The organism is Roseobacter sp. OBYS 0001, assembly GCF_019654895.1.
Lineage (GTDB): Bacteria > Pseudomonadota > Alphaproteobacteria > Rhodobacterales > Rhodobacteraceae > Roseobacter > Roseobacter litoralis.
The window spans coordinates 1-11575 of the sequence record NZ_BPES01000013.1 but is presented as its reverse complement, the minus strand read 5'-3'; the positions used below and the strand labels follow the sequence as shown (position 1 = coordinate 11575).

Genomic DNA, 11575 nt, shown 5'->3' with positions numbered 1-11575 from the left:
AAACCGCCCTGACGCAACAGCGGACGTGTCCGGATGTGAGCCATTCGCATTTTGCATAGCGGCTTTCACATTGCCCATGTTGACCCAAACCGGGCGGCGGCCTAACTCCGCATCAATGGCAGTGCCCGCGATGGCGTCGTGTGCTTTCTGCCCTTTCCGCAAATATCCTGAACGCCCGGATTTGGACGGCTCCCGCAGTGGAGCGGTCCCGAAGTGATTGTTGAGGTCCCAAGATGTTCCAGAACCCGTCCCTGCCCGGTCTCCACATTGCCGCACCTGCCAAACCCAATACCGGGATGATCTGCATGATCGTGGCAATGCTGCTGCTTCCCGTGGGGGATACATTTGCGAAACTGATCAGTGAGACACTGAACCCGGTCGGTGTCACGCTCTGCCGTATTCTGGCGCAGGCGCTGTTTCTGGTGCCGGTGGCCTATCTTCTGCGGCACCGTCTGCGCGGGGCGATGTTCTCGCCCGTTGTGGCGCTGTCGGGGGGGCTGCTGATCGTGTCGCTGACCAGCCTGATCAGCGCTTTCGCGGTGATGCCCATCACGACGGCGCTTGCGATCTTCTTTGTTGAGCCGCTGATCCTGACCATTCTTGCCGCGTTCCTTCTGGGGGAAACCGCCGAGCCGCGCCGCCTTGCCGCTGTCGGTGTCGGGTTGATTGGCGCGATGATCGTGATCCGTCCCGGTTTTGACGTCTATGGCTGGGCGTCCTTGCTGCCGCTGATCTCTGCCTTTGCTTATGCGCTGAACATGATCGTGCTCAAGAAAGCAACCGTGACCCGCTCCGGCCTGACCGTTCAATGTGGCACGACGATCTATGCCGGTCTTGGCCTTATCCTGCTGTCTGCGGGTCTGGGCGCGACGGGCATGACGGGGTTCGTACCTGCCGCCAGTGACACCGCGACATGGTTGCTGATCCTCTGCGCTGGCGCGGTTGCGGCCACATCCTTTGTGCTGATCGCCGAAGCCTACCGATCCGCAGACGCAACCGCCTTGGCGCCGTTTCAGTATCTGGAAATCGTAACCGCCACGGCCCTCGGGTTTCTGGTGTTTGGCGATTTCCCGGACACGCTGACGTGGATCGGCGTGGCAATCATCCTTGGCTCGGGCATCTATATCTTTCACCGCGAAGGACAGTCAGACACCGCAGCACCCCGCCGCAAACGCGCGGAACGCTAAAGGGGTCGGCCCTAGCAGTAGCCCCGCCGTCGCATCGGGCGTGGCCAACCTGACCTTGAACCGGGCTGCGCATCGCAGCGCCCGGTTCAAGATTTGCTTCAGGCTTCGGTGACGTCCGAAATCCATGTGCCCGCTGCGACCGCGCGCGGCAAACCCAAAGGCCCGATGGCCAAAAGAGCAACCTGATGCAGGTCCTGCTGGCCAATGTCCTCTGCGAGACCCCGGCGGGCATGCGAATGCACCGCACCTTCGGACCCCGCACCGATGGCAAGGGCCAGTTTGACCAAGCGCCGTTCGCGCACACTCAGCCCGCCGGCACTGGCGGTGGCGGCACCCAGACTGGCATAGGCGTCCCAGACCTCCGGATGGGCGGCGGCGAGATTTCCTGCCGCGCCGGGTAGATCGTTGCTCATCTTTTTCTTCCTTTCAGATTATTCTGTCAGCCGTCCCGCAAGTCTGTTTAAACTGCTGGCCCTGTGTTGCTTGCGCCTATGGCAGCGCGTCAGGATCGACGCGCCTTTGGCGGGGGCTGGACAAACCAGCCTCCCGTCTTGTTTTGCACATGCGTTCACTTTGGTGCGTCCGAGGCGTTTTGCATGAGGTATTCTGTCACCAAGGCCGCCTCGGCTTCGTCCAGACCTGCGCGCGGGAACATGGATGGGGTGATGCCTTTCCACTGCTGCTGGGTGAAGTGGGTCACTTCGCGCGGGGCGTGGCAGACCGTGCAGCGCTCAAAGTAGATCTTCTCGCCCGGGCCCATATCCGCATAGAGCTTTTCGGTCAGCTCATAGAGGCGATCAACACCGATCTTGTCATAATCAATCGCGGCATAGTCGTAGTCCTCAAGGATCGCGGGTTTCTCATAGGCCAGGTTCGGCCCCTCCGGATCCTCGCATTTGCGCATTGAACACAGGGTGGTATTCGCAGTCGTTGCCTGCGCCACGCCGGACGAGCGCTGTGTCGAGGTCAGGAAGTTCACCAGACCCGAGTTGCACCGCCCCTTGCTGTCCAGCTGCGGCCACGCGCCCTCGTAGATTGATACGACGCCGGGCATGATCTCGTCGCTGACAACAGCGCCCGCAATCACCGTGCCCCGGTCGTTGTAAAGCTCGACCAGATCGCCATCCTCGATCCCGCGCGCGGCGGCATCTTCCGTGTTGATCCGCACCGGTTCACGCCCCTGCACCTTGTAAAGCGCGCGCAGGTTTTCCGACTGGTCCATCTGGCTGTGCAGGCGGAACCACGGGTGTGGCGACACGACGTGCAACTGGCCCTCCTTGGCGTTGCCGAGGTATTCGTGCTTTTCCATCCAGATCGGCATGCCCGGCATGTCGTCGATATCGAGCTTGGCAAAATCCTCGCAGAACATCTCGATCTTGCCTGAGGATGTGTGCAGTGGCGCGCCTTCGGGATCGTTGAAGAATTCCCCGTGACGGGTCCATTTGCGCGCCTCTTCCGGCACCTCCTGACGGGCAAAGCCCTTTTCCCAGAACGCGTCGAACGGCGTGTGCGCAGATGCGCTGGATTTCTCATAAGCAGCTTTGACGTGGTACATCTTGTCTTCGCCATCGGTGAACTGCGCCCACAGACCCAGCGTATCGGCCAGCCCTTCAAAGATCTCGTAGTCCGGCAGGCTTTCACCCACGGGCTCGATCATCTTTTTCATCGCGTAGACCTTGTCGTTGGAATAGGTCCCGCCGGAGGAGATATCATCCTGTTCCAGCGTCGAGGCCGCAGGCAGAACGATGTCACACCAGCGCGTCGCCGCAGTCCACCAGACATCCACGCTGACCACGGTTTCCACCTTGTGCAGCGCACGGATCAGCCGGTTGGTATCCTGCTGGTGGCTCATGAAGTTGTTGCCCGCGTTGAAGACGACTTTCACATCTGGGTAGGTGTGGGTGTTGCCGTTGTAGAACACTTCCTTGCCCGGGTTTTCCAGCATGTCGGTGATGCGGCTCGCCGGGCAGACGGTCTTGACAAAATTCCGCCCCTGCGACAGGCCCGCCGGGTTGGATTTGCCCGAAGCGGGCATGCCGCCATTGCCATAGTGCCAGCTGAAGCCCACACCACAACCGGGCTTGCCGATCTTGCCGGTCAGCGCGGCAAAGTTGATGATCGCCCAATGGGTCATCTCACCGTGTTGCGCGCGTTGCAGCGCCCATGCCCCAGCGATATTGGTGTTGGATTTGGCAAAAAGCTCCGCCATCTCTCGGATTTTCGCCGCGTCAATGCCGGTGATCTCCGCCGCCCATTCCGGGGTTTTCGCAACGCCATCCTCCTCGCCGTTGACATAGGCGATCCACTTGTCAGCGCCGACCGTGTATTTCGCCATATAGGCGCGGTCCTCAAGTCCCTCGGCCAGCACGTGGTTGGCCATGGCACAAAACAGCGCCACATCGGTGTTGGGCACGATCTGGACCCATTCGGCGTCCAGATAGGCGTCAGAGGCGGTTTTCTGCGGGTTGATCGAGATGAACTTCACGCCTGAATCGCGGATGGTTTCCCAATGCGCATACATGCCATGGTCTGCCACGCGGTACTCCACCCGGTTGTTCTTGATCGGGTCACACCCCACCAGCACGAAGACCTCGCAGTGATCGCGGATGGTCTCCCAGGCTGATTGGGTCGAATAGACTTCCATATCGCCGATGATATGGGGCAGCGCGACCTGCGAGGCCCCCGCCGACCAGTCACCAGCGGTCACGGTGCAGCCCCCGATCAGGTTCATCAACCGGCCCTGCAGCACGTTGGGGCGGAAGGTGCCCGCGTTGGACCACCCACCATAGGAGGAGCTGAAGATCGCCTCGTTGCCGTGGTTTGTGGCCGTGTCCAGCAACGCCTTGGCCGTCAAGCTCCATGCGGTGTCCCAATCGACACGCACGTATTCTTCCTTGCCGCGCAATTCGGGCTTGATGTCGCCGGTTTCCCAGCCGTCGAGATAAGATTTGCGCACCATCGGATAGTTGATGCGCGACTTGTCATAGGTCCGGTCCATCACCCCCGTGGTCAGCATCTCGGTCGGGCGGGCGTCAATGTCCATGATGGTGTTGAGGCCGACCAGCTTGCCGTCGCGCACAACACCCTCAAACGGGCCGTAGTGCGTTGCGTGAAACACGCGCCCGTCAAAAGAGTTCGGATCAAGTGCTGCAAGCGCCGTTGTGCCCATCAGACTTGTTGCGCCGAATGCAGCTGCACCGCCTTGTAAAAAGCTGCGTCGGGTTGGTTGCGTAATTGACATGCGTGCCTCCTGTGACAGGTTGATTTGGCACCACACTATTACAACGCACACCCACAGGTGTTGATCCGGCGCAAACCGGGTTGTTCGAAGATGTAAAGAAATGTAACAGTGGCGCCATGCCCCAACACATCCTCATCGTAGAAGACGACCGCACAACACGAATGCGACTGGCTGCCTATTTGAAAGAGCAGGGATACCGCGTCAGTCAGGCCGAAAACGCCACGGAAATGGACGAAATCCTCAGTGCTGATCCCGCCGAACTTTTGCTGATCGACATCAATCTGGAGGGCAAAGACGGGCTGACCATCACCCGCGAGCAACGCAGTAAATCGCGGGTGGGGATCATTCTGCTGACGGCGCGCGACGATCAGGTGGACAAGATCGTCGGTCTCGAAATGGGCGCGGATGACTATGTGACCAAGCCCTTTGACAAGCGCGAACTGGCCGCACGGGTCAAGAACCTTATGGCCCGTATTGCCGATATCGGACAAGCGCCGCAACGTTCGGATCAGGTGGAGGAATTCGGCCCCTGGTGTTTCGACCGCATCCGGCGCCGGCTGGTGTCTGCGGCCCGGACCGAGACGCTGACCAAACAGGAATTCGACGTCATGAGCGCGCTTGCCGATCATCCCGGTCAGACGCTCAGCCGGACGCGGCTTGCCGAAATGATGGGTCGCAAAGCAATGCGCTCAAACGACCGGATGATCGATGTGGTCGTCGGACGCCTGCGCAAGAAGCTGGAACACGACCCCGCCCACCCAGAATGGATCCTGACCGAGCACGGACGGGGGTATCATTTTGTTGATCCGAAATCGGTCTGAAGCCCCGCCTCTCGGGCGGCCTTGTCCAGCATGGATTTCGCATCCTGTGCTGTCTTGTTCAACAGGGTGCGCAGATCGTCGTCTGCGCCACTTTCTGCGGCTTCGATACGGGCCAAAACGGCGCAAAATGCTTCGAGGTGAAAATTCGCGGCAGCCCCTTTGAGCCTGTGTGCGTGTTTGCGCTGATCCTCCGAAGCCGCGTCGAGGATCACGCAAACAGCGCGTGGCAAGTCATCCAGAAACTCTGCCACGATCTGCCCGGTGGTCTGCGCCCCGAGGTCAGAAGTATCGCTGCGCAGGCTTTCCAAAACACCCTCGAAATCAGGGGGTGTTCCATCCAAGGTGCTGACGGCCAGCACCTCGGCCAGCGCACGGGGCGAGATTGGTTTGGACAAGATGCGCGCAACGCCCAGCATCGCCCGGTTTTCGGGCGTATCCTCGATCAAATGCGCGGTGAGTGCCACCAGCAAGGGCGTGTTTTCCTGTTGCGCAAGCGCGGCAGCCACATCTGCGCCGCTCATGTCAGGCAGATCAAGGTCGATCAGGACCAGATCAAAGCGCCCTGCACTGCAGGCCTGCAACCCGGCGGTGCCGCTGTCGGCTTCGGTCACGCGACATCCCAGCCGTTCCAGATAGCCACGCGCGACCATCAGATTGACCCCATGGTCATCAATGACCAGCACATCGCGTCGCAAAAGCAGGTCGCTTGATGGCGTCTCATCTTTTGCAATACGTGCTGGATCCCCGCGCATCACTGGCACGGTCAGGGTAAAGCGGCTGCCAAGGCCAATCTCGCTTTCGATGCTGAGCGCGCCGCCGAGCGCTTGGGTAAGCGTGCGCGAAATGGCAAGGCCGAGGCCCAATCCTTCGATCCCGGCGCGTTTGGCCGCATCGGCACGCATATAGGCATCAAAGGCATGATCAATCGCCTCGCGGGTCATGCCAACACCGGTATCCGCCACCGTAAAGCTGAGCACGAGCTGCCCCGAATGCGCATCCATGGCATGATCCACAATGAGCATGACCGTCCCGCGCTTGGTATACTTTACCGCGTTTGACATCAGATTCCCGACGATCTGTCGGATCTTCACCACATCCCCCAACACAACCAGCGGTGCCGGGTCCGACAGGTCCACGCCCGCTTCCAACCCCTTTTTCGTCGCAAGGGACTGCAATTGATGACCCAATTGCCCAACCAGTTCACGCAGATCGAAATGCACCGGAGTGCCCCTGTTTGCAGTATCATCATTGCTGGAGAAGGCGAGAATGTCGTTGGTGATATCCAGTAATTCGCGCGCTGACTTCAGCGCAGTGGCGGTGCGCGCCTTGCGGTCCGCATCCTGCGTATCTGCTTCCAACAGATCGAGCATTCCGATGATGCCGTTCAAGGGTGTGCGGATTTCATGGCTCATCCGGGCCAGAAACTCGGTCTTGCTGCGGTTTGCCGCTTCGGCAGCGGCGCGCGCGGCATCCGAGGCTTGCATTTCGCTGACTACATCGCCGGTGCGCGCGATGACGGCGTCCTCCAGACTATCGCGCAACTTTGCGGCATCAATCGCGCGGCGGCGCAGGATGTTCAGGGCCTTCTCAAGGCGTCCGATTTCGTCGTGGCCGCTGATCGCAACCGGTGCACCGTAATCCGCCCCTGCCACAGCAACGATCCGACGTGAAACATTACCAAGCCGCGCAATCAGTTGCCTGCGGGCGTATAGCCACAAAAACACCCCCGCAATGATCGCGCTGGCAACGAGCAACATCAGCCCGAAAAGCATCAGCGAAGCGCGCTGCCGCGCCTGTGCAATCTGCGCAAGCCCCGCCGCCTGAACCGCATCACGCGCTTGCCGTGCCCTTTGGGAAAGCTCTGTGATGGTGCGCTGCAGCAACGCGCTGTCTTGCGTGATCGACGTCCGCAGCCTGATCTTTTCTTGCGACAGATCGATCAAGCCACCTGTTTGCAGCGCCCTTTTTTGCTGTTCCAGCAGCATGCCAGCTTCCTGCGCCGCGCGCGGTGACGGCAGAAAAGCGACGCGGCGCAGTGCGAGGGTGAGGCCCGTTTCAAGTTGATCATGCGCCATTTGCACATCTTCCAACAGCGTCAGCCTTGGCACTTGCTGAAACTGCAATCGCAAAGCGTCCACCATCCGCGCCAGTTCCGTCAGCCGTTCAAAGGCAAAGAAGTAGCGATCTGCCAATGCATCCAGCGCCGGGCGCGGGTCGATGTCAGGGGTTGCGTAGAGATCTGCGATACCTGCGGTCACCCGCAAGCGGGCAAGGTCGGTCTCGGCTTCGATGAGGGCATCAAGGCGCGCACCATCCTGTGCGACTGCACTCACCATGCGTTGGATTTGATCCTCAAGCCGCAATTCATCGTGCCCGTTGGCCGTCATCCGGACGACGATGTCATTTGCGTTCACCCCCTGCATGACCTCGGCCGCAGGCCCGCTCAGTTCAGCCAGCGCTTGCGCTCCGTTTTCGATATCAAGGACCGTCCTCTGCAGGGCGGTGGCGATCTGCTCCAGGTCTGCGCTGGTGTCGGCCTGAACAAAGGCTGCAGCAAGCGATCCAACCACTTCGGTGGACGCGCCAATTCGGCTTGCCAGTTCTATCGCGGGCAGGTTGTTTTGAATAAGGGCGTCCTGCGTGCGCACCAGATAGCGGTTGACGCCAATCGCCGCCAGGCCCACCATAATGGACAAAGCCGCAAGAGCGCTCAGGATTTGGATCAGTCGCGTGTCAAAGCTCGTTCGTCGCATGTTCAGACACTACGGGGCTGCCCTGACCGGCACAATCGCCGCTTTCAGCTTTGCGCTCGGGGTTGGCCTGTCGGTCCTCCCGACGCCGCCAAAAGCTGAAATGCGCCAATTGTTTTGCGTATTGGTTCCCCATTTCAAGGATGAGTACTGGCTCAGTGTCGGCTTTGGTCTTGAGCAGGAAGCACAGCGCAACAACGCAGACCTTCTGTTCTTTGAGGCAGGTGGGTACGGCGACCCTGCCGTGCAGATCGACCAGCTTGACGCCTGCGTCAAACGCGGGGTCAACGCGATTATCATCGGTGCGGTGGCATCTGATCATGTCGAGCTGACAAATGCCATTGAACAGGCGGCACAGACGGTCCCTGTCTTTGGGCTGGTCAACGAAGTGCACAGCGATGCGCTGGCCGGTCATGTCGGTGTGGACTGGCGCGACATGGGTTATGTTTTGGGCCGTCACCTCAGCGCGCTGCACCCGGCGGGCTCATCCGCCCAGACTGCGGTTCTTGTCACCGGCCCCCCCGAGGCAGGCTGGACGGGACCACTGGAAGCCGGACTGCGCGACGGGCTTGCCGACAGCGCTGTCACCATAGTGGACGTGCTGGGCGCGGATACCGGCCTGCGCCAACAGCTTGCGCTGAGCGAACTCGCGCTGGAGCGCCATCCCGATGCCAGCTATCTGATCGCAAGCGCACCCGCCATAGAGGCTGCGATTGGTTTGCTGGCAACCCGGTCCGATGCGCAAAAACCGGTCCTCGTGGCAACCTATGTCAACCACACGATCAAACGCGGCCTGATGAATGGCAGCGTGCTGGCTGCGTCTTTTGACGACCCAATGTTGCAAGCCCAAATGGCGATCCGGCAAGCGACATCTGAACCTGCGCGACCTTTCGAGGCGACCGGACCAGAGATCGTGGTTTTGACGCGCAATGCCGACAATCTGCACGATATTCGCATGTCGCCCGCGGATTACTTTCCGGCACTTCAATAGCGCCGCTGGAAACCACCCTTTCAAGGCGGGGCGCGCCTGCGGGATCACCCTTTCCACCCCTGCCACTTATGCCTCACGCCAGATTAGAAACGACAGACATAACGTCAGGGTCATCGCAGCGTATGCCGCGATGGCGTGGGGGGCCAGTGACGGCAGGCCGTGGATCAGCATTGTGCCGTTGCCTCCGGGGATGACTGCTGCCGATGCTCCCATGATGGCCCCTCCGACCAGACACCGCGCACTGGCCATCAGGGGCGGAAAGCGCAGATCAAAGTCACTATATCGCCACGCGGCCATCAGCCCGCCGATCGCGACGGTCATCGCACACATTACCACAGGCAAACCATCGAAATTGAGGGTCGGGTCAACGAGACGTTCGGCACGGTGTGACAGGACGCTCATATACGTCCAACTGCCTGCCAATGCATAAAGCAGGCCACCACAAACACCGACCACCAGCATCGCGCGATAAGGCCCCATCCGCGACGGTGCCGGATCGCGCAGATTGCGCAACCAACGTGGCGCGCGTCGATAAAGCGCCACGATCAGGACCACAACCAGCACGCCCCAGATCGAAACCGCCCCAACGGTCGGTATTTCGAGGGGGGAAACACGCAGGACCGCGTCGCTTTCGCTGGCACTACCGACGGACGCAATCGCAGTCGCGCCTGCGACCATCCCAACTATCGTCAGCCCATAGACGAGGTTGCCGCCTGTCAGATGCGCCAGCGTACCAAGGGCGCAGGCCCGGTTGATCCGCGCACCCAACCCGAAAGCAGCACCCGCCAAGAGCACCTGCAACGTGACAGGATATCCGGCGGAGAGCGTCGCACTAGCCGGAAACAGCCAGTGCAGCGGGATAATCACAGCCCCCGCCCCTGCCGCCGCCACACCAAAGGCGCGAAAGCGTCTGCTGCGGCGTTCAACAATCAGCGACTGCGTTGCGGCAACCGCACAGATACTGCCGCGCCGGATTGCATAGCCGACACAAAATGCAAGCATCAGCAAAAATGGGGTGAGAAGGACAGTCATGTTCAGATGTTTCTATCAGCCGCCCGGCCCGCAATCGATGCAGCGCAACGGCGGATTGGGGCCAAAATCCAAGGTGGCGGCGAGGTTACGCAGCGCAGTGCGCAGGCCCTCTTCGATCACAGGATGATAGAACGGGCGCTGCAAAACCTCAGCAACGGTCAGTTTGCTCTCGATGGTCCAGGCCAGAAGATGACCCAGATGCTCCGCCGCCGGGCCTATGATCTCGGCCCCGAGCAACAGCCCGGTTTCGCGATCCCCGTAGACACGCAACAAACCCTTGTCCTTGCCAATGACACGCGCGCGGCCCTGATCCTCAAAGGAAACCTCACCATAGGCGAAATCGACACCCGCCTCTGTCAACGCCTTGTGGCCGCAACCGGCAATCGCAATCTGTGGATCAGAAAACACCACGCCGAGGCCCGTGCGGCGCACGCGGCGATAAACTTCGGGATACCGGGCGGCATTCTCACCCGCGACCCGGCCTTCATCCGCAGCTTTGTGCAACAGGGGCAGATCAACAGCGGCATCGCCGGTCACAAAGATCGGTAACACCGTGTCGCCCTTGGTTCGTGCCTGCATGGACTGCGGGTCAATATCTGGCGTGCCGAGCGCATCCAGCACCAGCGAGGTGTTTTCCAACCCGATCCGGTCAAGGTTGGGCCGACGCCCCGTTGCGGCCAGCAGGAAATCGAACCGCTCTTCGCCTGTGTCGCTGTCATCATTGCGGTTGCTCCACTGCACAACGACCGCGTCACCGTCGCGTGTGATCTTGGTATCAGCATCAAAATGCGCGGCGAACTCGGCTCCGAATGTGTCACGGGCATAGGCAATCAGATCCGGATCGCTCAGCGGGCCGACGGCATTGCCCATCCCGAACAGATGCACCCGCACGCCCAGACGCGACAGCGCCTGACCCAGTTCCAGCCCGATCACGCCTGCGCCAAAGACGGCAACCGAGCGGGGCAAATCCTGCCAGTCAAACACATCATCGTTGATGATCAACCGATCCCCGGCTACCTCGAAAGGGGGCGGCACTGCGGGGCGTGAGCCTGTCGCAATGATTACCGTGCGGGCGGTCAGCCGGGTGCCATCGGCCAGTTCCAAGGTGTTATCATCAACAAACCGCGCGTTCTGGCGGATCAGGTGATGGTCCTTGAATTCATCCACGGCCTCCTTGACGAAGCCCACGAAGCGGTCACGTTCCGTGCGCAGACGGTGCATCACGGCCACGCCGTCTACTGATACCTCCCCTGTATGAACGCCGAATTTTGCGGTGTGGCGCGCTTCATGCGCGGCATCTGCCGCCGCAATCAGCAGTTTGGAGGGCATGCACCCGACCCTTGCGCAGGTTGTTCCCAAAGGACCTCCGTCAATCAGGGCGATCCTGTCGGTTTGCCTGGCGGCCTCGCGGTAAGCGGCCATTCCGGCCGTGCCAGCGCCAAGGATTGCAACATCTACGTCATATTCGCTCATTGTTTTGGTCCTTTGTGACAAGTGTCGACTTCACGCTGTTTGTTTGTTTTTGAGCAGAGCATCGAGGGTGCCTGATGTGT

8 protein-coding genes are annotated in these 11575 nt (G+C 60.5%); 3 read left to right on the top strand and 5 right to left on the bottom strand.

Annotation, left to right across the window (positions count from 1 at the left end):
• Positions 1 to 233: 233 nt before the first annotated feature.
• Positions 234 to 1187, top strand: coding sequence for a DMT family transporter (locus K5Q35_RS18660; protein ID WP_220800921.1), 954 nt, complete (start codon positions 234 to 236; stop codon positions 1185 to 1187).
• Positions 1188 to 1285: 98 nt separating this feature from the next.
• Here the strand turns inward: K5Q35_RS18660 and K5Q35_RS18655 are convergent, their stop codons facing one another.
• Both K5Q35_RS18655 and K5Q35_RS18650 read right to left on the bottom strand, forming a co-directional pair.
• Entirely contained in the window at positions 1286 to 1600 is a 315-nt protein-coding gene (locus tag K5Q35_RS18655; RefSeq protein WP_220800920.1) for a carboxymuconolactone decarboxylase family protein, read from the bottom strand.
• Between the two features lie 155 nt (positions 1601 to 1755).
• Entirely contained in the window at positions 1756 to 4428 is a 2673-nt protein-coding gene (locus K5Q35_RS18650; RefSeq protein WP_220800919.1) for a molybdopterin-dependent oxidoreductase, read from the bottom strand.
• 116 nt (positions 4429 to 4544) lie between these two features.
• On the opposite strand from K5Q35_RS18650, the gene K5Q35_RS18645 reads away from it, so the two are divergent.
• The gene (locus tag K5Q35_RS18645) at positions 4545 to 5249 is read left to right on the top strand and encodes a response regulator (protein ID WP_220800918.1); all 705 of its coding nucleotides are present in this window, start codon (positions 4545 to 4547) and stop codon (positions 5247 to 5249) included.
• Here K5Q35_RS18645 and K5Q35_RS18640 read toward each other — a convergent pair.
• A complete protein-coding gene (locus K5Q35_RS18640; protein ID WP_220800917.1) occupies positions 5222 to 8002 on the bottom strand; it encodes an ATP-binding protein in 2781 nt (926 codons plus the stop codon). The two genes, K5Q35_RS18645 and K5Q35_RS18640, sit on opposite strands and share 28 nt — an antisense overlap.
• Between K5Q35_RS18640 and torT the strand changes: the two genes are divergently transcribed.
• The gene (torT, locus tag K5Q35_RS18635; protein WP_259650592.1) at positions 7980 to 8990 is read left to right on the top strand and encodes a TMAO reductase system periplasmic protein TorT; all 1011 of its coding nucleotides are present in this window, start codon (positions 7980 to 7982) and stop codon (positions 8988 to 8990) included. The two genes, K5Q35_RS18640 and torT, sit on opposite strands and share 23 nt — an antisense overlap.
• Positions 8991 to 9056: 66 nt before the next feature.
• Here torT and K5Q35_RS18630 read toward each other — a convergent pair whose 3' ends face one another.
• Together K5Q35_RS18630 and K5Q35_RS18625 are read right to left on the bottom strand one after the other, a co-directional pair.
• Entirely contained in the window at positions 9057 to 10022 is a 966-nt protein-coding gene (locus K5Q35_RS18630; protein ID WP_220800916.1) for a YeeE/YedE thiosulfate transporter family protein, read from the bottom strand.
• A 15-nt stretch (positions 10023 to 10037) separates the two neighbouring features.
• Positions 10038 to 11495, bottom strand: a complete 1458-nt coding sequence (locus tag K5Q35_RS18625) for a dihydrolipoyl dehydrogenase (protein ID WP_220800915.1) — start codon at positions 11493 to 11495, stop codon at positions 10038 to 10040.
• Positions 11496 to 11575: the final 80 nt, after the last annotated feature.